This window comes from Burkholderiales bacterium, assembly GCA_015075645.1.
Classification (GTDB): domain Bacteria; phylum Pseudomonadota; class Gammaproteobacteria; order Burkholderiales; family Casimicrobiaceae; genus VBCG01.
Genome location: JABTUF010000002.1, coordinates 310136 through 331020, shown reverse-complemented (window position 1 = coordinate 331020; position 20885 = coordinate 310136). Strand labels below are relative to the sequence as shown.

At 71.2% G+C, this 20885-nt stretch carries 16 protein-coding genes and 1 pseudogene; 9 read left to right on the top strand and 8 right to left on the bottom strand.

Annotation, left to right across the window (positions count from 1 at the left end; translation table 11 throughout):
* Positions 1 to 20: 20 nt before the first annotated feature.
* The 6 genes and pseudogenes from HS109_04990 (at position 21) to HS109_04965 (ending at position 7327) form a co-directional block, all read left to right on the top strand.
* Positions 21 to 1058 (top strand): branched-chain amino acid ABC transporter permease, encoded by a 1038-nt coding sequence (locus HS109_04990; protein ID MBE7521724.1) that lies wholly within the window; start codon positions 21 to 23, stop codon positions 1056 to 1058.
* 18 nt (positions 1059 to 1076) lie between these two features.
* Positions 1077 to 2840 (top strand): branched-chain amino acid ABC transporter ATP-binding protein/permease, encoded by a 1764-nt coding sequence (locus HS109_04985; GenBank protein MBE7521723.1) that lies wholly within the window; start codon positions 1077 to 1079, stop codon positions 2838 to 2840.
* A complete protein-coding gene (locus HS109_04980; GenBank protein MBE7521722.1) occupies positions 2837 to 3586 on the top strand; it encodes an ABC transporter ATP-binding protein in 750 nt (249 codons plus the stop codon). Before HS109_04985 ends, HS109_04980 begins: the two co-directional genes overlap by 4 nt.
* A gap of 149 nt (positions 3587 to 3735) precedes the next feature.
* A complete protein-coding gene (tldD, locus tag HS109_04975; GenBank protein ID MBE7521721.1) occupies positions 3736 to 5196 on the top strand; it encodes a metalloprotease TldD in 1461 nt (486 codons plus the stop codon).
* A 16-nt stretch (positions 5197 to 5212) separates the two neighbouring features.
* A complete protein-coding gene (locus tag HS109_04970) occupies positions 5213 to 5398 on the top strand; it encodes a hypothetical protein (GenBank protein MBE7521720.1) in 186 nt (61 codons plus the stop codon).
* Positions 5399 to 6386: 988 nt separating this feature from the next.
* A pseudogene (locus tag HS109_04965) lies at positions 6387 to 7327 on the top strand (IS110 family transposase).
* A gap of 115 nt (positions 7328 to 7442) precedes the next feature.
* Here HS109_04965 and HS109_04960 read toward each other — a convergent pair.
* The 4 genes from HS109_04960 to HS109_04945 form a co-directional block, all read right to left on the bottom strand.
* Positions 7443 to 7874, bottom strand: a complete 432-nt coding sequence (locus tag HS109_04960; GenBank protein MBE7521719.1) for a nuclear transport factor 2 family protein — start codon at positions 7872 to 7874, stop codon at positions 7443 to 7445.
* 2 nt (positions 7875 to 7876) lie between these two features.
* Entirely contained in the window at positions 7877 to 8902 is a 1026-nt protein-coding gene (waaF, locus tag HS109_04955) for a lipopolysaccharide heptosyltransferase II (protein MBE7521718.1), read from the bottom strand.
* A 67-nt stretch (positions 8903 to 8969) separates the two neighbouring features.
* Positions 8970 to 9179: a zinc-finger domain-containing protein gene (locus HS109_04950; GenBank protein ID MBE7521717.1), complete on the bottom strand. Its 210-nt coding sequence runs from the start codon at positions 9177 to 9179 to the stop codon at positions 8970 to 8972.
* Positions 9180 to 9181: 2 nt separating this feature from the next.
* Positions 9182 to 10105: a branched-chain amino acid transaminase gene (locus HS109_04945; protein ID MBE7521716.1), complete on the bottom strand. Its 924-nt coding sequence runs from the start codon at positions 10103 to 10105 to the stop codon at positions 9182 to 9184.
* A gap of 142 nt (positions 10106 to 10247) precedes the next feature.
* Here HS109_04945 and HS109_04940 point away from each other — a divergent pair, with 142 nt between their 5' ends.
* A complete protein-coding gene (locus HS109_04940; GenBank protein ID MBE7521715.1) occupies positions 10248 to 10769 on the top strand; it encodes a winged helix-turn-helix transcriptional regulator in 522 nt (173 codons plus the stop codon).
* 18 nt (positions 10770 to 10787) lie between these two features.
* Here the strand turns inward: HS109_04940 and glnE are convergent, their stop codons facing one another.
* Positions 10788 to 13526, bottom strand: a complete 2739-nt coding sequence (glnE, locus tag HS109_04935; GenBank protein MBE7521714.1) for a bifunctional [glutamate--ammonia ligase]-adenylyl-L-tyrosine phosphorylase/[glutamate--ammonia-ligase] adenylyltransferase — start codon at positions 13524 to 13526, stop codon at positions 10788 to 10790.
* Between the two features lie 67 nt (positions 13527 to 13593).
* Between glnE and HS109_04930 the strand changes: the two genes are divergently transcribed.
* Positions 13594 to 17607 carry a TIGR02099 family protein gene (locus tag HS109_04930; GenBank protein MBE7521713.1) on the top strand — a complete coding sequence of 1338 codons (4014 nt, stop codon included), beginning with the start codon at positions 13594 to 13596 and terminating at the stop codon, positions 17605 to 17607.
* Complete coding sequence (locus HS109_04925) at positions 17604 to 18413, top strand: carbon-nitrogen hydrolase family protein (protein ID MBE7521712.1); 810 nt, start codon at positions 17604 to 17606, stop codon at positions 18411 to 18413. Before HS109_04930 ends, HS109_04925 begins: the two co-directional genes overlap by 4 nt.
* A gap of 47 nt (positions 18414 to 18460) precedes the next feature.
* Here HS109_04925 and HS109_04920 read toward each other — a convergent pair whose 3' ends face one another.
* From HS109_04920 to trxB, 3 genes are all read right to left on the bottom strand, one after another.
* Positions 18461 to 18994: a hypothetical protein gene (locus HS109_04920; GenBank protein MBE7521711.1), complete on the bottom strand. Its 534-nt coding sequence runs from the start codon at positions 18992 to 18994 to the stop codon at positions 18461 to 18463.
* A 1-nt stretch (position 18995) separates the two neighbouring features.
* Positions 18996 to 19679, bottom strand: coding sequence for a Smr/MutS family protein (locus HS109_04915; GenBank protein MBE7521710.1), 684 nt, complete (start codon positions 19677 to 19679; stop codon positions 18996 to 18998).
* Between the two features lie 204 nt (positions 19680 to 19883).
* Positions 19884 to 20834 carry a thioredoxin-disulfide reductase gene (trxB, locus tag HS109_04910; protein MBE7521709.1) on the bottom strand — a complete coding sequence of 317 codons (951 nt, stop codon included), beginning with the start codon at positions 20832 to 20834 and terminating at the stop codon, positions 19884 to 19886.
* Positions 20835 to 20885: the final 51 nt, after the last annotated feature.

Below are 20885 nucleotides of genomic sequence, written 5' to 3'. Positions count from 1 at the left end.
GTGTCTGGTAGGCTCCCGCGATGGACCTCTCGATCGCCGCGCTGCTCGCGCAGGATGGCGTCACCAACGGCGCGGTCTATGCGCTGCTCGCGCTCTCCCTGGTGCTCGTCTTCGCGGTCACGCGGGTGATCTGGGTGCCGTCGGGCGAGTTCGTCGCGTTCTCGACGCTGACGCTCGCCGGATTGCAGCTCGGCAAGGCATCCGGCATCGCGGGCCTCCTGGCCGCGATGGCCGCGGTCGCGGGGGCGATGGAGATCGTCCGCGCGCTGCGGCAGCGCGACGCCGGGGGCCTCGTCCGCCGGCTGGTCCTGTGGGCGGGGGCTCCGTTGGCGATCGCCGGCCTGCTGCAAGCGGCCGCGCCACTCGCGCTGCCGTTCGTCGTGCAGATCCTGTTGACGCTCGTCGCGATCACCGCGCTCGGTCCGCTCATGTACCGGATCGTCTACCAACCGATCGCGGAAGCGTCGGTGCTCGTGCTCCTGATCGTCTCGGTGGCGCTCCATTTCGCGATGCTGGGCATGGGCCTGTGGTTCTTCGGGGCCGAAGGCTCGCGCACCCCCCCGTTCACCGCGGCGTCGCTCACCTGGGGCAGCTTCATCGTGAGCGGGCAGAGCGTGCTGGTGGTCGCGACGAGCCTCGCGCTGATCGTCGCGCTCGCGCTGTTCTTCAACCGGACGCTCTACGGGCGGGCGCTGCGCGCCACCGCGGTCAACCGTGTGGGTGCGCGCCTCGCGGGCATCTCGCCCAACTTCGCCGGCATGCTCACCTTCACGCTCGCCGCGCTGGTCTGCGCGTTCTGCGGCGTGCTGATCGGGCCGATCACGACCGTCTACTACGACTCGGGATTCCTCGTGTCGCTCAAGGGCTTCGTCGGCGCGATCATCGGCGGTCTGTCGAGCTATCCGGTCGCCGCCGCGGGGTCGCTGCTCGTCGGGCTGCTGGAGTCGTTCTCGTCGTTCTGGGCGAGCGCGTTCAAGGAGGTGATCGTCTTCACGCTCATCATCCCGGTGCTGCTCTGGCGGAGTCTCACGTCGCAGCACCACGACGAAGACGAGTAGGCGAAACGGATCGTCACGATGCGTCTCGCCTGGTCCGCCGCCGCCGTCGTCGTGTTCGTCGTCCTCGTGGCCGTGGCGCCGCTCGTCGCGCCGCCGTTCTGGGTCACGCTCGGCAACTACATCGGCCTGTACAGCATCGTCACGCTGGGCCTCGTGCTCCTGACCGGCGTGGCCGGGCAGACCTCGTTCGGACAGGCGGCGTTCGTCGGGCTCGGCGCGTACACGACCGCGTACCTCACCACGCGCTACGGCGCCTCGCCGTGGCTCACGCTCGTGGTGGGCCTCGCGTTCACCGGCGCGGTCGCGCTCGCGCTCGGGTTCATCACGCTGCGGATGCGCGGCCACTACCTGCCGCTCGCCACGATCGCGTGGGGCATCAGCCTGTACTTCCTGTTCGGCAACCTGGAGTTCCTCGACGGGCACACCGGCATGACCGGCATTCCGGCGATCTCGGTGGCCGGATTCGAGTTGCGCGACGAGCGGGCGATCTGGTACCTGATCTGGGGCGCGACGCTCCTCTCGCTGTGGGCGACGAACAACCTGCTCGACTCCCGGCCGGGTCGGGCGATCCGGTCGCTGCGCGGCGGCTTCGAGATGGCCGAGGCATTCGGCGTGGACGGAGCGAGACTCAAGATCGTGGTGTTCGTCTACGCCGCGCTGCTCGCGGCCCTGTCGGGGTGGCTCTACGCGCACCTGCAGCGGTTCGTGAACCCGACGCCGTTCTCGATCATCGCCGGCATCGAGTACCTGTTCATGGCGGTCGTCGGCGGTGCCGGCAGCGTGTGGGGCGCGGTCGTCGGCGCGACGCTCATCACCGTGCTGAAGCAGGTGCTGCAGGACGTCCTGCCCACACTGCTCGGGCGGACCGGCAATTTCGAGATGGTCGTGTTCGGCGTGCTCCTGATCGTGCTCCTGCAACGCGCACGCGACGGGGTCTGGCCGTGGATCGAGCGCCTGCTGCCGAAGGCGCCGCCCGCACCGGTGCGGGAGGCCGAGCCGCTCGCGCCCCGCGATCACGCGACCGGCGAAGGTCCGCTGCTCGAGGTGAAGTCGGCGCGCAAGGCCTTCGGCGGGCTCGTCGCCGTGAACGATCTCTCGTTCGACATCCGCGCGGGCGAGATCGTCGGGTTGATCGGGCCGAACGGCGCGGGCAAGAGCACGACGTTCGCGCTCATCTCCGGCGCGCTGCCGCTCACCTCCGGCGACATCCGGTTCTGCGGCGAGTCGATCGGCAGCCGGCCGCCGCACGAGATCGCGCGCCGGGGCGTCGGTCGCACCTTCCAGCACGTCAAGCTGATTCCGGGAATGAGCGTGCTCGACAACGTCGCGCTCGGCGCGTACCTGCGCGGCCGCGCGGGGGTCGGACGCGCGGCGCTGCGTCTCGACCGGCGCGAGGAGGAGCGCACGCGCGCCGAGGCGGCGCGCCAGATCGCGCGCTGCGACCTCGCGGCGCATACGTTCGACGCGGCCGGGAGCCTCGCGCTCGGGCAGCAGCGCATCGTCGAGATCGCGCGCGCCCTCGCCTGCGATCCGACGCTGCTCCTGCTCGACGAGCCGGCCGCCGGCCTGCGCTACCTCGAGAAACAGTCGCTCGCCTCGCTCCTGCGCACGCTCAAGGGCGAGGGCATGACGATCCTGCTCGTCGAGCACGACATGGAGTTCGTGATGGGACTCGCCGACCGGCTGGTCGTCATGGACTTCGGCGAGAAGCTCGCGGAGGGGCTGCCCGCCGACATCCAACGCAACCCGGCCGTGCGCGAAGCCTACCTGGGTGGCGTATGACGACGGCGTCCGGCGCTCCGCTGCTCGAAGTGAGGTCGCTCTCGGTCCGCTACGGGAAGGTCGAAGCGGTCCACAACGTCTCGCTCGTCGCCGGCGAAGGTCGCATCGTCACGGTGATCGGACCGAACGGCGCGGGCAAGACGACGCTGCTCGGCGCGGTCATGGGCCTCCTGCCCGCGCAGGGCGAGGTGCGCTACCTCGGCGAATCGCTCGCGGGACGCTCGGTCGAGGAGCGCGTCGCCCGCGGTCTCGTGCTCGTGCCCGAGAAGCGCGAGCTCTTCGCCTCGATGAGCGTGGCCGACAACCTGGCGCTCGGAGCGTTCGCGCGCCGCCGCGACGGCGAAGCGGCGGTCAAGCGCTCGCTCGACGAGGTGTTCCACCGCTTCCCCCGGCTGCTCGAGCGACGGACGCAACTCGCCGGCACGCTGTCCGGAGGCGAGCGGCAGATGCTCGCGCTCGGCCGCGCGCTGATGGGCCGACCGAAACTCCTGATGCTGGACGAACCCTCGCTCGGGCTCGCGCCGCTCGTCGTCAAGGAGATCTTCAGCATCGTCGTGGCGCTGCGCGAAGCCGGCGTGTCGATCCTGCTGGTCGAGCAGAACGCGCGCGCCGCGCTGCAGGTGTCCGACGAGGGCTACGTGCTGGAGACCGGGGAACTCGTGCTCTCGGGTCGGAGCGCGGAACTCGCCGCCAATCCGCGCGTCGCCGCGACCTACCTGGGGCAGCAGCGGGCAGTCGATAGTTGACAGTTGTCAGTTGTCAGTTGTCAGTCGGCAACGCGCGGTCGCAGGGCGCCATCGGGATGAAGTGCAGAGGGTCCGCAGACCACGGGGCGTAGAATGGGCGCGTTGCCTCGCATGCCGACTGTCAACTGACAACTGTCAACTGCCCACTGATGGACCTCTCCGTTCCTCCGGTCAGCGAATCGCTCGTCGCTCATGCGAGCGCGCTCCTGCTCGCGCCCGCGGGCCTGTCGCACGACGCGCTGACGCGGGTGCTCGGCGCGATCCACCGCCACGACGTCGACTTCGCCGACCTCTATTTCCAGCACGCCCGTTTCGAGAGCTGGAGCCTCGAGGAAGGCATCGTCAAATCGGGAAGCTTCTCGATCGACCGCGGTGTCGGGGTACGCGCGGTGTCGGGCGAGCGCCAGGCCTACGCCTACTCCGACGACATCTCGGCCTCCGCGCTCGACGACGCCGCGGCCGCGGTGCGTGCGATCGGCCGCCAGGGACAGAGCGCCTCTGCGCCGGTCGGCCGGCGCGGCGCCGCGCGCACGCTCTACCGCGGCGACGACCCGGTCGCGAGCCTCGACGAGGCGTCGAAGGTCGCGCTGCTCGAGCGGCTCGAACGGAAGGCACGCGCGGCGGACCCGCGGGTCGTGCAGGTGATGGCCTCGCTCGCGGGCGAGCAGGAGACGGTGCTGATCGCGCGGAGCGACGGCGAGATCGTCGCCGACGTCCGGCCGCTCGCTCGCGTGTCGATCACCGTGATCGTCGAGGAGCACGGCCGGCGCGAGCAGGGCCACGCCGGCGGCGGCGGCCGCTTCGGCTACGCGTACTTCGACGACGCGTTGCTCGCGGACTATGCGAAGCAGGCGGTCGACCAGGCCGTCCTCAACCTGTCGGCGAAGGACGCGCCGGCCGGTCCGATGACCGTCGTGCTCGGACCCGGCTGGCCCGGCATTCTGCTGCACGAGGCGATCGGCCACGGGCTCGAGGGCGACTTCAACCGCAAGGGCACGAGCGCATTCTCCGGCCGCGTCGGCCAGCGCGTCGCCGCGAAGGGGATCACGGTGGTCGACGACGGCACGATCGAGCGCCGCCGCGGTTCGCTCAACGTCGACGACGAGGGGCAGGCGACCCGGCGCACCGTGCTGATCGAGGACGGCGTGCTGACCGGCTACATGCAGGACCGCATGAACGCGCGCCTGATGCGGGCGGCGCCGACCGGCAACGGCCGGCGCGAGTCCTTCGCGCACCTGCCGATGCCGCGGATGACCAACACGATCATGCTCGCCGGCGACCGCGATCCGGCCGAGGTGCTCGCGTCGGTCGACGACGGACTCTACGCGGCCAATTTCGGCGGCGGGCAGGTCGACATCACCAGCGGCAAGTTCGTGTTCTCCGCCTCCGAGGCGTGGAAGGTCGAGAAGGGCAGGCTCGTCCATCCGGTGAAGGGGGCGACGCTGATCGGCAACGGCCCGGATTGCCTGACGCGCGTGACGATGGTCGGCAACGACATGCGCCTCGACACCGGTGTCGGCACCTGCGGCAAGGACGGCCAGAGCGTTCCGGTGGGCGTCGGGCAGCCGACGCTGCGCATCGAGAACATGACGGTCGGCGGGACGCGATGACCGGTCGGACGGCCCGATGACACGCGAAGCGAAACGCCGCCGCCCCGACTTCACGGCACCGCCTCCAGCGCCTCCGCGCCGCGTGCGCCGCGACACGAAACAGGTGGATCGTGAGCTCGACGACGCGCTCGCCGCGACGTTTCCGGCGAGCGACCCGGTGGCAGTGGACGCCGACGAGCGCGAGCGGCCACGGAAGCGTTGAACGGTTGTCGACGTCTTTCCTTCGTTTCGGCACGAACGGCGTCGGGCTGAAGCCCGACCCACGGGCGAGAATGGTGGGTCGGCCTTCAGGCCGACGCGTCTGCATCGCATCGGTACGAGGCCTGTCGGGCTGAAGCCCGACCCACGGGCGAGAGTGGTGGGTCGGCCTTCAGGCCGACGCGTCTGCATCGCATCGGTACGAGGCCTGTCGGGCTGAAGCCCGACCCACGGGCGAGAATGGTGGGTCGGCCTTCAGGCCGACGCGTCTGCATCGCATCGGTACGAGGCCTGTCGGGCTGAAGCCCGACCCACGGGCGAGAGTGGTGGGTCGGCCTTCAGGCCGACGCGTCTGCATCGCATCGGTACGAGGCGTGCGCGGGCTGAATCCCGACCTACGGGCGAGAATGGTGGGTCGGTTTTCAGGCCGACGCGTCTGCATCGCATCGGTACGAGGCCTGTCGGGCTGAAGCCCGACCCACGGGCGAGAGTGGTGGGTCGGCCTTCAGGCCGACGCGTCTGCATCGCATCGGTACGAGGCCTGTCGGGCATAGCCCGACCCACGGGCGAGAGTGGTGGGTCGGCCTTCAGGCCGACGCGTCTGCATCGCATCGGTACGAGGCCTGTCGGGCTGAATCCCGACCCACGGGCGAGAGGGTCGGCCTTCAGGCCGACGCGTCTGCATCGCATCGGTACGAGGCCTGTCGGGCTGAAGCCCGACCCACGGGCGAGAGTGGTGGGTCGGCCTTCAGGCCGACGCGTCTGCATCGCATCGGTACGAGGCCTGTCGGGCTTGTATGTTGTTGGCAGACCGGCGCGGTAGAGTGTGGAGGAGAAGTCCGGACTCGGACGCGCAGCCTGTTTCCGGCCAGGGTAAGTCGAACCCGTGCTTCAGTCCATGGCGCGCGGCCGCGCCGGTCTTCGTGAACTCGAACGGTTACGTGCGCGGCCGTAAGGCCAGCGCGCATTGACAAGCACGAGGTGCGAAGACCATGTCCGAAATCAAGGTGGTGGTGGGGATCGATGTGGCGAAGGCGAGCGTCGAGGTGGTGACGCTGGGCGGTACGGGGCCGGCGGGGGAGTTCGGGAACGATCCGGAAGGGCACACGGAGCTGGTGGCGCAGGTGCCGGCGGGGCGCTGGTGGTGATGGAGGCCACCGAGGCGACGGCGAAGCGCCGCTGGCGTGCGCTGCAGGCGGCGGGGCTGGCGGTGGCGGTGGTCAATCCGAAGCGGGCGCGGGACTTTGCCAAGGGGTGGGCCCGGGCGAAGACGGACCGGATCGATGCGCGGGTGCTGGCCGAGTTCGGGCAGATGCTGAGGCACGCGCCGGACTTCCAACGCTACCTGAAACCGCCGGTGGACGAACAGGTGCAGGACTTGGCGGCTTGGGTGACGCGCCGGCGCCAGCTGCTGGGCATGTTGCTGTCCGAACGACAGCGCCTCGAGTCCCTCGCGGCCTGGCAAGGTGCGGCCGAGCATCGAGGCGATGATCGAGTCGATCAAACGCCAGCTCGACCAGATCGACCGGCAGATGCAGACCCATGTGGCGCACCACCACGAGGAACTCGACCGGTTACTTCGGTCGACCCGAGGCATCGGGCCGGTAGCCAGCGCGACGCTGATCGCTGGGTTGCCGGAACTGGGACGCTGCTGCGGGCCGAGATCAGCGCGCTGGTGGGGGTCGCGCCGATGGCGCGAGACTCGGGGCAGAAGAAAGGACGCCGCTGGATCCAGGGGGGCCGCTTCGAGGTTCGCCGCGTGCTCTACATGGCCACGCTGACGGCGATCCGCAGCAATCCGGTGATCCGGGTTTTCTATCTACGCCTGGTGGCTGCCGGGAAGGTCAAGAAGGTCGCGATCGTGGCGTGCATGCACAAACTCCTGCGCATCCTTAACGCCATGGTTCGCGATCATCAGCCCTTCCAGGCTTGACATCCAACACGGTTACTGAAGCCCGACCCACCACCCCCACGTAGGTCGGCCTTCAGGCCGACGCGTCTGCATCGCATCGGTACGAGGCCTGTCGGGCTGAAGCCCGACCCACAGGCTAGTGCAACGGGCCCGACGGCGTGGACGCGACGACCGTCGGCGACGGCGACGAATGGTGGCAGACCATGCGCCAGCCGGTCGGCGTGCGCATGAACACGTTGGTCGCGACCGCCATGCCGCGCGGGCTGCCGTCGGCGAGGAAGACGTGCTCGATCGCACTTTGCACCGCGAGCCCGACGGTGTCGATCGCGATCGGCTGCTCGAGTCGGAAACGCAGCCGCGCGTCCGAGGCGAACAACTGCTCCCACGCGTTGCGGATCGCCTCGTAACCGACGAGGCGAGGGCCGCCCGGGTGCACGCAGACCACTTCCTCGTCGTCGGCCCAGGTCGCCATCATCGCGTCGAGGTCGCGCGCCTCGAACGCCTGGTAGAACGCGAGCGCGGCGTCCTGCGGCGTGGTGTAGATCGGGGGCGTGCGGACCTTGGCCATGGTCAGGCGGGCGGCGGGAGACTCGGGCGCGCCAGATTGTAGACCAGCGCGGGCGAGAGTTCGCGCATGCACTTGAAGTGCCCGAGCGGGCACTCGCGCTTGAAACAGGGGCTGCAGGCGATGTCGATCTTCGCGATGCTCGCCTGCGGCGACAGCGGCGGCGTGTAGACCGGCGACGAACTGCCGAACAGCGCGACGACCGGCACGCCGACCGCGGCGGCCGCATGCATCAGTCCCGAATCGTTGCTGACGACGACCGTGGCCGCGGACAACAGGTCGATCGCGGTGCCGAGGTCGGTCCGGCCGGTGACGTCGCGGATCGCGCGGATCGTGTCGCCGGCGGCGGCCTTCACCGCGTCGGCGGCGAGCTTGTCGTTGGGCGAACCCAGCAGCCACACGCGCGCTCCGGCCTCGGCGAAGAGGCGCGCGAGCGTCGCGAAGTGCGTCGGTGGCCAGCGCTTCGACGGCCCGAATTCCGCGCCCGGGCACAGGATCGCGACCGGTCCTTCGCCCTTCAACCGCAGCGTCCTGATCGCGGCGTTGCGGTTCGCGAGGTCCGGCACCAGCACCGGGGCGGGCGGCATCGGTACGCGCGTGCCGGGAGGTCCGGCGAGCGCGCAGAAGCGGTCCACGAGGCGCGGCAGTTCGCGCCGGTCGAGCTTGCGGACGTCGTTCAGCAGCACCCGCCGCATCTCGCCGCGGAAGCCGGTGCGCCGGGGCACGCGCGCGAGCCAGGGAATCAGCGCCGACTTGAAGCTCATCGGCAGCACGAACGCGCGCGCGTAGTGCTCCGCGGCGAGTTCGCGCGCGATGCGTCGCCGTTCCGCGAGCGCGAGGCGGCCGTGTCCGATCGGATTTTCGATGATCCTGCGGATGCCGCGTACCCGCGCGTAGACCGGCGCGCACCACGGCGGCGCCAGCACGTCGATCGACGGCTCCTCGCCGTGCTCGCGCAGGAGCGAGACGAGCGGCTCGGCCAGGATCGCGTCGCCGACCCACGAGGGCGCGACGATCAGCGTGCGATCCATCGCCCGGTTCTCGTTGCGTCCTGCGTTCGCGGCCGCCCCGGATCGCCGCGCGGCGGCGACGCCGCGGTCAGTGCCCGCCGCCCGCGCGCGGTCCGCCCGCGAGGCGATAGCGCGTGCCGCAGTAGGGACAGGAGGCCTCGCCGGTCGGCTCGAGGTCGAGGAACACGCGCGGGTGCGAACTCCACAGCGGCATCGCCGGATTGGGGCAGAACGCCGGCAGGTGCTTCGGATCGACGACGACCGCGTCGTCCGTCTTCGCCGCGGGGGAGCCGTCCATCGTCACACCTTCGCTAGCCAGTGCTTCTTCGCGGCGTTCTTCCCGTTCACCGTCTCGAAGAAGAGGTCCTGCAGCTTCTTCGTGACCGGCCCGCGCGACCCCGAACCGATCGCGCGCTGGTCGTACTCGCGGATCGGGGTCACCTCGGCCGCCGTGCCGGTGAAGAACGCCTCGTCGGCGATGTAGACCTCGTCGCGCGTGATGCGCCGCTGGTAGACCGGGATGCGCAGTTCGTGCGCGAACTCGATGATGGTCTCGCGCGTGATGCCTTCGAGCGCGCCGCCGGAGAGGTCGGGCGTGTGCAATGCGCCGCCGCGCACGATGAACACGTTCTCGCCGGAGCCCTGGCAGAGGAAGCCCTGCGGGTCGAGCAGCATCGCCTCCTCGTAGCCGTCGTGCGTGACCTCCTGGTTCGCGAGGATCGACACCGAGTAGTTCGCGACCGCCTTCGCCTTGCACATCGTGATGTTCGGGTGGTGGTGCGTGTACGACGAGGTCTTCACGCGGATGCCCTTCTCGATGCCGTCCGCGCCGAGGTACGCGCCCCAGGGCCACGCGCCGATGGCGACGTGGACCGGGTTCGACTTCGCGGCGACGCCCATCGCCTTGCTGCCGTAGAACGCGATCGGGCGGATGTAGCAGGAGTCGAGGCCGTTCTTCCGCACGCACTCCTTCTGGGCCTCCTCGAGTTCGGCCGGCGAATAGGGGATCTTCATGCCGAAGATCCGCGCCGAATTGACGAGGCGGGCGGTGTGGTCGGCGAGCCGGAAGATCGCCGGGCCGTCGACCGTCTTGTAGCAGCGGACGCCCTCGAAGACGCCCATCCCGTAGTGCAGCGTGTGGGTGAGCACGTGGGTCGTGGCCTCGCGCCACGGCACGAGCCTGCCGTCGTACCAGATCCAGCCGTCACGGTCCGCCATCGACATCGCTTGCGCTCCTTCTCGTGTCGCCCGGGATTCTACCTTCCCGCCGCCGGCTTGCCTCCGGCGCCCGATCCCGGGCAAAATAGGTCATGCAGGTTGACCTATTTTCGTCGCTCCCCGACCGCGGGTCAAGACGGGGGGCACGGTGAGCGCGCGCGAGGCAGCGCTCGACGCCGCGATCGAGCTCATGTACTTCGCCTACCGCGGCTTCGTGGGCGAGGCCGACCGGCTGCTCGCCGAGCGCGCGCTCGCGCGGACCCACCACCGCGTCCTCTTCTTCGTGGCGCGCCTGAAGCGTCCGACCGTGGGCGAGTTGCGCCGCACGCTCGCGGTGTCGAAGCAGTCGCTCGCCGGCCCGTTGCGGGATCTGAAGCGGCAGGACCTGATCGCCTGGCTCGCCGATCCGGACGACGCGCGCGTGCGCCGGCTCGCGCTGACGGCCGCCGGGAGGGCGCTCGAGCGGCGGCTCTCGACGCTGCAGCGGAGGATGTTCTCCGCGGTGTTCGGCCGGACGGGGCCGCGCGACGAGGCCGCCTGGCGGGCGGTGATGCACTGCCTCGCCCGCGAGGAACTCGAGCGCTCCGGACGCGAACTCGCGGCCGAGCCGGGCGCGCGCTCTGCACGCCGATCGCGCGACCGCCGCCGGTCCGCCGCGATCGCGCGCTGAACCCGGGCGACGAGGCCGTCAGGAACGTTCGGCCGGCGGGGCCTGCCAGGGCGCGCCGAAGACGGCCATCCACAGCGCGACCACGTCGGCGCGGCGTGCCGCGTGCGCCGCGGGATCGACGCGAGCCGAGGGAGCGCCGGTCAGCCGCACCGCGTGCTGCACCCGGCGATACTCGCGGTAGGCGTCGGCGACGCGCGAAGCGAGTTCGGCGGGAACGAGGCCGAGTTCGCCGGCCATCCGCAAGAGCGCGATGTTGCCGAGGTTGCCGGTGAGCGTCACGTGGTCGTGCGCGAACGCGAGCACCAGGTACTGGACGGTGAACTCGATGTCGACCATGCCGCCCATGTCGTGCTTGAGGTCGAAATGCCGGGTCGGATTCGGGTGGCCGGCGTGCATGCGCCGGCGCATCTCGACCACTTCGCCCGCGAGCTTCGCCCGGTCGCGCGGCAGGCAGAGCAGCGCGATGCGGTCGGCCTCGAACGCCGCGCCGATCGCGGCGTCGCCCGCGCAGTGACGCGCGCGGGTGAGCGCCTGGTGCTCCCAGGTCCACGCGTGTTCGCGCTGGTAGCGCTTGAACGACGAGAGCGAGGTCGCGATCAGCCCCTTCGCGCCGTCCGGACGCAGCCGGAGGTCGGTGTCGTACAACTGGCCGGCCGAGGTGGTCGCGGTGAGCCAGGTGTTGAGCCGCTGGGCGAGGCGCGTGTAGCGCGCGAGCGTCGCGTCCGGATCGGGGTCGTCGCCGGCCGTATCGTAGATGAACACGAGGTCGAGATCGGAGGCGTAACCCATCTCCTTGCCGCCCAGCTTGCCGTACGCCGCGATGGCGAAGGCGGGCGGTTTCGCGTCGCGGCCGGCGAGGTGGGCCCAGCAGGTCGAGAGCGCCGCGTCGAGGATCACGTCGGCGAGCGCGGAGAGGTGGTCGGCCAGCCGCTCGACGGTGAGCGTCCCGGCGAGGTCCTGCGCGAGCAGCCGGAACGCCTGCGCATGCTGGAAGTGGCGCAGCGCATCCATCTCGCGCTCCTGGTCGCCGGCCACGTCGGCGAGCATGCGCGCGAGTTCGACGCGCCAGGCCGCGTGGTCGGGCTCGGCGGCGAGCGCGCGCGCATCGAGCAGTTCGTCCAGCAGCAGCGGCCGGCGCGTCAGGTAGTCGGCGGCCCACGACGAGGCGCCCATCAGCGTCGCGAGGCGCGGCAGGATCGGCGGATGCTCGATGATGAGCGCGAGGTAGGCGCTGCGCCGCGCGACCGCGTCGAGGAGCGCATGGAGCCGCAGGAACACGGCTTGCGCGCCCGACGGCCCCGGATGCGCGGACGCGACGGCGAGCATCTGCGGGACCAGCACGTCGTAGCGCTGGCGCGACACCGCGGGCAGGGCTGCGTAGCGCGCTCCGGCGCGCGAGCGCGCGAGCAGCGCCAGCAGTTCCGCGGGATCGTCGAATCCGGCCTTCGCGAGCGCGGCGATCGACGCCTCGTCGGCCGCGGGCGATGACCAGAGCCCCGCGAAGGTCGCGTCGCCCGCCTGCGGCGCGCGCTCGGCGCCGTCGCCGAACACCGACGCGAACTTGAGCCCGGCCTCGCGGCGATGCGCGTCGAGCGCCGCGCGAAACGCGCGTTCGTCGGGAAAGCGCATCGAGCGCGCGAGCGCGGCCCATTCGCCCGCGTCGGCGGGCAGCGCCTGCGTCTGCGCGTCGTCGCGGTACTGCAGGCGGTGCTCGGTCTCGCGCAGGAACACGTAGGCCCGGTCGAGCGCGCGGGCCGCGGACTCCGGCAGGTAGTCTCGCTCGCGCAGGGCCCGCAGCGCCTCGCGCGTGTTGCGCACGCGGAGCGCCGGCTCGCGCCCGCCGCGCACGATCTGCTGCGCCTGCACGGTGAACTCGATCTCGCGGATGCCGCCGGGCCCGAGCTTCACGTCGTCCTCGGCGTCCCGCCGCGCGGCCTGTTCGCGGATCTGCCGGTGGACGTCGCGCAGGCCGTCGTAGGCGTCGTAGTCGAGATACTTGCGGAACACGAACGGCGCGACGATCGCGTCGAGTTCACCCTGCGGCACGCCGGTGAGCGCGCGCGCCTTGAGCCATGCGTAGCGCTCCCATGCGCGGCCCTGCGTGACGAGATAGGTCTCCAGTCCGGAGAACGGCAGCGCGAGCGGACCGGCCTCGCCGTAGGGGCGAAGCCGCATGTCGACGCGAAACACGAACCCGTCCTCCGTCAGGTCGGCGAGCGTGGTGTTCAGCCGCCGGCCGAGGCGCTCGAAGAACTCGCGGTTCGCGATCGCTCGCGCGCCGTTCGTCTCGCCCTCCTCCGGGTAGAGGAACACGAGGTCGATGTCGGAACTCACGTTCAGTTCGCCGCCGCCGAGCTTCCCCATGCCGACGACGACGAGGGGCTGCGGCGCGCCGGATTCCTCGCCGATCGGCTCCCCGTGGCGGAGGACCAGGTCGCGCCGGGCGACCGAGGCCGCCGCGTCGACCGCGACCTCGGCGAGCGTGGTGATCGCGCGGCACACCTCGGGGAGGTCCGCGCGGCCGGTCAGGTCGCGCGCGAGCGTGTGCAGGAAGACGCGTGCGCGCAGGGCGCGGAGCGCCGGGCCGATCGCGCCGGCGGCGCTGTCGCCGGCCACGACCGCGCCGATCGCGGCCTGCGCATGGTGCCAGTCGAACGGCGCTTCGAGGCTCGCGCGAAGTTCGTCACCGAGCGCCGGGTTCGCCTCGGTGAGGCGGCGGGCGTAGTGGCTGTAGGCGAGCGCGTCTTCGAGTTGCATGCGACGAGGGTGCACGACCCGGTTGCCCCGGGTCGATCCGATAGAATGCGGAACGGTTCCACCCATTATGCCTGCCGCTCCCGCTCCCGCCGGCGAGTCCATCGCGCGCCGTTCGCGCTTCTGGAGCCTCGTCGCGTTCGCCGGAACCGCGTTCGCGATCCTCGTAGCGCTCGCCTGCGCCGCGCTCCTCGTCGTGCGCTACGTGCTGCTGCCGCACGTCGAGAACTACGGGCCGCAGATCGCCGACCGGCTCTCGCAGATGCTGGGGGCGCCGGTGACGATCGAGCGCATCACGACCGGCTGGGACGGCTGGAACCCCACGGTGGACATCGGGGGACTTCGCGTCCGGGCGACGCAAGGGGGTGGCGACGAGCGCCCGGATCTGTTCCTGCCGAGCGTGTCGGCGACCATCTCGTGGCTGTCGATCGCGACGTTCGAGCCGCGGCTCAAGCACTTCGCGATCGAGCGGCCGGAACTCGTGATCACCCGGCTCCCGGGCGGGCGGTTCCGCGTGGCCGGCGTCGAATTCGACCCGTCGGACGCCGCGAGCGGCGGGCGCTTCGCCGAGTGGCTGCTGAAGCAGCGCGAGATCTCGATCCACGACGCGCTCCTCGTCTGGAACGACGAAGCGCGCGGCCGACCGCAGCTCGTCCTCGAGGACGTCGATTTCCAGCTCGAGCATCCGCTCGGGTCCTCGCATCACCGCATCGGGCTCACCGGCCGGCCCCCTGCCGAACTCGCCGCCCCCGTCGACTTCCGCGCCGACCTCGTGAACGCGACGACGATGGACTGGGGGAAGATCGACGCGCGGTTCTACCTCAAGCTCGACTACGCGGACCTCGCCGCGCTGGGCGGGTGGATTCCCTGGCCGGTGCCCGTCGAGGAAGGCCGCGGCGCCGTGCGGATCTGGATCGACGCCGCCGCAGGACGGATGCGCGAACTGACCGCCGACGTCGAACTCGAGGACGTGCACGCGGTGCTCGAGAAGGGCCTGCCGCCCCTCGAACTGGAGCGCATCGGCGGCCGCGTCGCCTGGCGCGCCGACGGCGCGACCCGCCGGATGTCCACCGAAGGCTTGTCGCTCGTCGCCCGCGAGGGCGCCGTCGTGACGCCGATCGACTTCACGTTCGAGGCGTCGGTCGCGGAGAACGGGGAGTACCGGAGCGGCCGCGCCAGCGCCGACCGGCTCGACCTCGCCCCCCTCGCGGCGATCGCGGCGAGTCTGCCGATGCCCGCGTCGTGGCGCACGGAACTCGCCCGATTCGCGCCGCGCGGCACGTTGCGCGACATGCGGTACCGCTGGGAGGGCTCCTCCGAGGCGCCGAAGACGTTCGCCGCCGAGGCCGAGGCGGTCGAACTCGGCATCGCGCCGTCGGGCGGCGTGCCGGGCGTCACCGGCCTGTCCGCGCGGCTGCAGGCCGACGAGCGCGGCGGCAGCGTGCGGATCGCGAGCCGCCGGACCGCGTTCGCGCTGCCGCGGACGTTCGCGGCGCCGATTTCCTTCGACACGCTGAACGGCGTGTTGCGCTGGCGCGGCGCGTTCGACAGCGTCGAGTTGGAATCGCTCGCCTTCGCCAATCCGGATGCCGCCGGCACCGCGACCGGAACCTGGCGTGCGGCAGGTTCGGGACCTGGCGTCGTCGATCTCAAGGTCCAGTTGAGCCGGATCGACCAGCGCGCGATCGTGCGCTATCTTCCGCTCGCCACGAGCGACGGCCTGCGCGGGTGGCTCGGCTCCGCGCTCACCGCGGGCACCCTCGACGGCGCGAAGCTCGCCGTGCAGGGTGATCTCGCGAACTTTCCGTTCCGCGATCCGAAGCAGGGACGATTCACGGTCACGACGAACGTGCGCGGCGGTGGCCTCACCTACGCCGCGGGCTGGCCCGCCGTCCGGGAGGTCGACGCCGAACTGCGGATCGACGGCAGTGCGCTCACGCTTGCGGCGCGGCGCGCCCGAATTCTCGGCGCCGACGTCGGGCCCACGCGGGTGACGATCGCCGATCTCGCCGCGGACACGCCGATCGTCACCGTCGACGGCACCGTGACCGGGCCGACGGCGGAGTTCCTCGCGTTCGTCGCGCAAAGTCCGATCGCCGGATGGACCCACCACGCGCTCGACGGCGCGGAGGCCACCGGAAGCGCGCGGCTCAAGCTGCGCTTCGACCTTCCGCTCGGCGAGGAGGGAACCACGAAGGTGGCCGGGGACTTCGAAGTCGAGAACAACGCGTTCGCGCTGCCGGGCGTGCCTCCGCTCGCAGAAATGAACGCCCGTTTCGTCGTCACCGAGCGGAGCGTCAGCACGACCGGCGCGACCGCGAAGGCGTTCGGTGGGCCGCTCGAGTTCTCGATGTCGACCGGCGATGACGGGGTGCGGATGACGGCGCGGGGCAACGCCAGCATCTCCGCCGTGCGCGGCGAACTCCCCGCAGGGTTCGGCGCGCGCCTGTCGGGCACGGCGGACTGGACGTTCGCGCTCGAGGATCGCGCCGGGCAACCGCAATGGAAGCTCGATTCGACGCTGCGCGGCGTCGAGATCGACCTGCCTTCGCCGGTCGGCAAGACCGCGGCAGCGCCTGCGGCGTTGCGCGTCGAGCGGATCCCCGATGCGCAGGGCGGCGGCGACACGCTGCGCGCCGAACTCGCGGGCGCGGGGCAGGTCGTCGTCAAGCGCCGGCTCGCCGGCGGCAAGCTCGCGACCGAACGTGTCATGGTGCTGCTCGGCCGCGCGGCGTTGCAGCCGGGCGACGCCGGTCGCACGGGTGTCTGGGTTCGGGGCGACGTGCCGGCGCTGAACCTCGCCGACTGGCTCGCACTGCGATCGCAGGTGATGGAGCGGGGTGGCGCGGAAGCGGCGTCGTCGATGCCCTCGGTGATGGGCGTCGATCTCGACGTCGGCGTGCTGGGCGCGTTCGGGCGCAAGTTCAACGAGGTCAAGGCTTCGATGCGCGCGGTCGGCGACGACTGGCGCGTCCAGATCAAGTCGCGCGAGGCGACGGGCAATGCCGATTGGCACGGCGCGACGCCCGCGGCGCCCAATGGGCGGCTCGTCGCCCGGCTCAGCCGTCTGTCGTTGCCGGGCGCCGGCGAACTGACGCCATGGCAGGGCGCGGAAACCGGCCCGCGGGCGCGCGCGGACGACGCGAAGAATCCGTGGCCTGCGATCGACGTCGTGAGCGAGTCGCTCGTCTCCGGCGACCGCGACCTCGGACGCCTCGAACTCGCCGCGACGCCGCAGGGCGCCGACTGGCGCATCTCGAAGCTCGCGCTGTCCTCCGTGGCCGGGCGCATCCAGGCCGACGGCTGGTGGCGCGGCATCGGCACGGAGCAATACACGCGGCTGGACGTCTCGCTGCAGGCGGACGATGCCGACGCGATGCTCGCGAAGTTCGGCTATCCGGGTCTCGTTCGCGGCGCACCGACGACGCTCAGCGGCCAGCTCGAATGGCCCGGCGCTCCTTCGGACTTCGAGCCGGCGGCGCTGTCCGGATCGCTCAAGCTCGAGAGCGGCGCGGGGCAGTTCCTGCAGGTCGACCCGGGCATCGGGCGTCTGCTCGGCGTGCTGTCGCTGCAGGCGCTGCCCCGCCGCATCACGCTCGACTTTCGCGACGTCTTCAGCGAGGGATTCTCGTTCGACCGGATCACCGGCGACGCCAGGATCAAGGGCGGCGTGATGTCGACCGAGACGCTCGAGATGCGCGGCCCGGCGGCGCAGGTCACCATCCGCGGCCGCGTCGATCTCGCGCAGGAGACCCAGGACCTCGCGGTCCGCGTGAAGCCGGCCCTGTCGGCGACGATCTCGGCGGGCACGGCGGGCGCGGCGATGCTGCTGCTCGCGGCGAATCCGCTCGTCGCGGCGGCGGTGGGCGCGGGCGCACTGCTCGCGCAGAACGCGATGAACAACCCGCTCGACCAGATCTTCAGCTACGACTACCGGATCACCGGCTCCTGGAGCGATCCGGTGGTCCAGCAGGTGGGTTCGCGCGCGCCGGTGGCGGCGGCCGACGCGCAGGCGACCGGAAAGACGGCGACCGCGCCGTCCACCGAAGCGGTCCCGGTTGCGCCCGCTCCGCCGCCGCGATGAATGCCCCGATCCGCGTGGCCGCGGTGCAGACCGTGTCCGGCGGCGACGTCGCGCGGAACCTCGATCTGGCGCGCGACCTCGTCGCCGCCGCGGCGGACGCCGGCGCGAAACTGGTGCTCCTGCCCGAATACTTCGGGATTCTCGGCGCGCGCGCGACGGACAAGGTGCGCGCGCGCGAGCGCGACGGCGACGGGCCGCAGCAGGCGTTCCTCGCGCACGCCGCGCGCGAACACGGCATCGTGCTCGTCGGCGGCAGCGTGCCGCTCGCCTGCGACGACCCGGCGCGGGTGAAGAGCGCCTGCCTGGTCTACGGGCCCGACGGCGCGCGCCTCGCGCGCTACGACAAGATCCACCTGTTCCGCTTCGCGCAGGGCGAGGAAGCCTACGACGAGACGCGCACGATCGAACGCGGCCACGCGCCGGTCGCCTGCGACCTGCCCGGGATATGCGTCGCGTTGTCGATCTGCTACGACCTGCGCTTTCCCGAACTCTACCGGGCGCTCCCCGGATGCGACCTGATCGTCGTTCCTTCCGCGTTCACGCACACGACCGGCAGCGCGCACTGGCACCTCCTCGTCCGCACGCGCGCGGTCGAGAACCAGGCGTACCTGCTCGCGGCGGCGCAGGGCGGCGTGCACGAGAACGGGCGGCGGACCTACGGGCACTCGCTCCTCGTCGATCCCTGGGGCGAGGTCGTCGCGGAGCGTACCGAGGACGGGCCGGGCATCGTGGTCGGCGACGTCGACCCGGCCCGCATCGCGCAGGTGCGCGGGCGCCTGCCCGCGCTCGACCATCGCGTGCTCTGACGGCGGTCGCGGTCCGGGCGAACGCGGCAGGCCCGCCGCGCGAGACGTCAGCGCCTGGCCTCCAGACCGGCCTTGGCCATCGCGTCGACGAGCTTCGGCCGTTCGGACTTCAGGCGGCGCAGGAAGTCGCCCGGATCCCCGTACGCGCGCAGCGCATACTGCTGCGCGACCACGCCGCCGCCGTCCCGCTTGCCGTAGCGGAACAGGTTGAACTCGACGAACGCGCGGTCGGGCGGCCAGGTGATGAAGTCGACGATCACATCGCCCGACTTCGGATGTTCGAGGAGCGCCATCGGAGCATCGGGCGTGCTGCGCTTCAACGCGCGGACGAGTTCACCGGCGAGCGCCTTCGGATCGGCATGACCGGGGTACTCGCGGATCGACGCGAGCACGGTCCAGCGCGCGAACGTCTCACCCGCGGGCAGGAACTCGCGCCAGTGTTCCGCCGGCGTCCGGCCCGAATCGGCGAGGACGAGGCGCTTGCCGTCGAAGGTCACCTCCCGCGCGCCGGGGAGCGCGTCGAGGGCGTACGCGGAGGTCGCCGCGACGGCGAGGACGAGCGCCAGCGCGGCCCGTCGCACGTCAACGTCCCCGCAGCAGCACGAGCACGGCACCGCCGCCGCCGGCGTGGCGCGGCGCCTCGCAGTAGGCGAGGACGTCGTCCCAGCGCGCGAGCCAGCGGCGCACCTTGCCCTTCAGCACCGGCTCGCGGTTGGGCGAGGTGAGTCCCTTGCCGTGGATGACGCGCACGCAGCGCATGCCGGCCGAGCGGGCCTCGTCCAGGAAGTCCGCCAGCGCGTCGTGCGCGGCGTCGGAGTCGTGGCCGTGCAGGTCGAGTTCCGCCTGCACCGCCCACTGCCCGCGCCGCAGCTTCGCGAGCACGTCGGTTCCGAGTCCGGCGCGAAGCCAGGTCTGGCCGCTCTCGGTTTCCTGGCCGATGTCCCAGGTGTGCGGCGCGGGCTCGGCGCCGTATTTCGAGGCTTCGAGCGCGTCGCGTTCGTCGGCGATGCGCTGCCGCGGGACCGGTGACGGAGGCGTGCGCGCGATCCGCGCGCGACGCGTGGGTTTCATGCGCGCGACGTCGGCGAATGCGGCGGCGAGATCGATGTCGCCTTCCGCATGCTTCGCCGCGGCGATGGCCCGTCGGGGCGACGCAACGGTTGCGCCGGCGGACCGGCGCGACGGCGTCGGCTGCGTCGCTTGCGGCGCCGGCTCGGTCGCCCGCTTCGCGTCGAGGAGCGCCTTGAGGTCGGTGAGCTTGGCCATGCTTTGCAGTTGTCAGTTGTCAGTTGACAGTTGACAGTTGACAGTTGACAGTTGACAGTTGACAGGAGCGCCTGCGGCTTCAGTGGCGGTGCATCGAGCGCCGATGCAACGTCTTTGTTGTTCAGCCTGACACCAGGAACCGGGCACGCGACCACCGGAAACGCCGGCTGCCACTGACAACTGACAACTGACAACTGACAACTGTCAACTGCCAACGTCGAGGAAAGCTTCCGCGTCGAGCGCGGCCATGCAACCGGTGCCGGCCGACGTGACCGCCTGGCGGTACACGTGGTCGGCGACGTCGCCCGCGGCGAACACGCCGGGCACGCTCGTCGCGGTCGCGTTGCCGTCGGTGCCGCTCTTCACCTTGATGTAGCCGCCGGCCATCGCGAGCTGGCCCTCGAAGATCTGCGTGTTCGGCGTGTGGCCGATCGCGACGAAGAGCCCGTGCGCCGCGATGACCTGCGTCGCGCCGCCGTCGCGGGCCTTCACGCGCACGCCGGTCACGCCGGTCGCGTCGCCCAGCACTTCGTCGACCACGTGGTTCCAGACCACGCGCACGTTGCCACCCTCGGTCCTGGCGAGCAGGCGATCGACGAGGATCGCCTCGGCGCGGAACCTGTCGCGTCGGTGGACGACCGTGACGGTACGCGCGATGTTCGAGAGGTAGAGCGCCTCCTCGACCGCGGTGTTGCCGCCGCCGACCACGACCACGTCCTGGTTCTTGTAGAAGAAGCCGTCGCAGGTCGCGCAGGCCGAGACACCCTTGCCCATGAACGCCTCCTCGGACGGAAGCCCGAGGTAGCGCGCGGATGCGCCGGTCGCCACGATCAGGGCGTCGCAGCTGTAGGTCCCGTTGTCGCCTTTGAGCCGAAACGGACGCTTCGAGAGGTCGACGTCATGGATGTGGTCGAAGACGACCTCGGTCTCGAAGCGCTCGGCGTGCTTCTGGAAGCGCGCCATCAGGTCGGGCCCCTGAACACCGTCGGGATCGGCCGGCCAGTTGTCGACGTCGGTCGTCGTCATCAACTGTCCGCCCTGCGCGATACCGGTGATGACCACGGGCTTCAGGTTCGCGCGTGCGGCGTATACTGCGGCGGACCATCCGGCGGGGCCGGAGCCCAGGATCAGGAGTCGGGCGTGCTTGGTGTTCATCCTCGTGCTCGGATTCACTGCGACGGGTAATTCTAGTCCAGGGCACGCGCG

What these genes read in the sequence shown, in the direction of transcription:
- waaF (MBE7521718.1), bottom strand. Translation starts at nt 8,902, where the DNA reads ATGGATCGCACGCTGATCGTCGCGCCCTCGTGGGTCGGCGACGCGATC.
- trxB (MBE7521709.1), bottom strand. Translation starts at nt 20,834, where the DNA reads ATGAACACCAAGCACGCCCGACTCCTGATCCTGGGCTCCGGCCCCGCC.
- HS109_04915 (MBE7521710.1), bottom strand. Translation starts at nt 19,679, where the DNA reads ATGGCCAAGCTCACCGACCTCAAGGCGCTCCTCGACGCGAAGCGGGCG.
- HS109_04990 (MBE7521724.1), top strand. Translation starts at nt 21, where the DNA reads ATGGACCTCTCGATCGCCGCGCTGCTCGCGCAGGATGGCGTCACCAAC.
- HS109_04925 (MBE7521712.1), top strand. Translation starts at nt 17,604, where the DNA reads ATGAATGCCCCGATCCGCGTGGCCGCGGTGCAGACCGTGTCCGGCGGC.
- tldD (MBE7521721.1), top strand. Translation starts at nt 3,736, where the DNA reads ATGGACCTCTCCGTTCCTCCGGTCAGCGAATCGCTCGTCGCTCATGCG.
- HS109_04950 (MBE7521717.1), bottom strand. Translation starts at nt 9,179, where the DNA reads ATGGACGGCTCCCCCGCGGCGAAGACGGACGACGCGGTCGTCGTCGAT.
- HS109_04960 (MBE7521719.1), bottom strand. Translation starts at nt 7,874, where the DNA reads ATGGCCAAGGTCCGCACGCCCCCGATCTACACCACGCCGCAGGACGCC.
- HS109_04930 (MBE7521713.1), top strand. Translation starts at nt 13,594, where the DNA reads ATGCCTGCCGCTCCCGCTCCCGCCGGCGAGTCCATCGCGCGCCGTTCG.
- HS109_04985 (MBE7521723.1), top strand. Translation starts at nt 1,077, where the DNA reads ATGCGTCTCGCCTGGTCCGCCGCCGCCGTCGTCGTGTTCGTCGTCCTC.
- HS109_04980 (MBE7521722.1), top strand. Translation starts at nt 2,837, where the DNA reads ATGACGACGGCGTCCGGCGCTCCGCTGCTCGAAGTGAGGTCGCTCTCG.
- glnE (MBE7521714.1), bottom strand. Translation starts at nt 13,526, where the DNA reads ATGCAACTCGAAGACGCGCTCGCCTACAGCCACTACGCCCGCCGCCTC.
- HS109_04945 (MBE7521716.1), bottom strand. Translation starts at nt 10,105, where the DNA reads ATGTCGATGGCGGACCGTGACGGCTGGATCTGGTACGACGGCAGGCTC.
- HS109_04970 (MBE7521720.1), top strand. Translation starts at nt 5,213, where the DNA reads ATGACACGCGAAGCGAAACGCCGCCGCCCCGACTTCACGGCACCGCCT.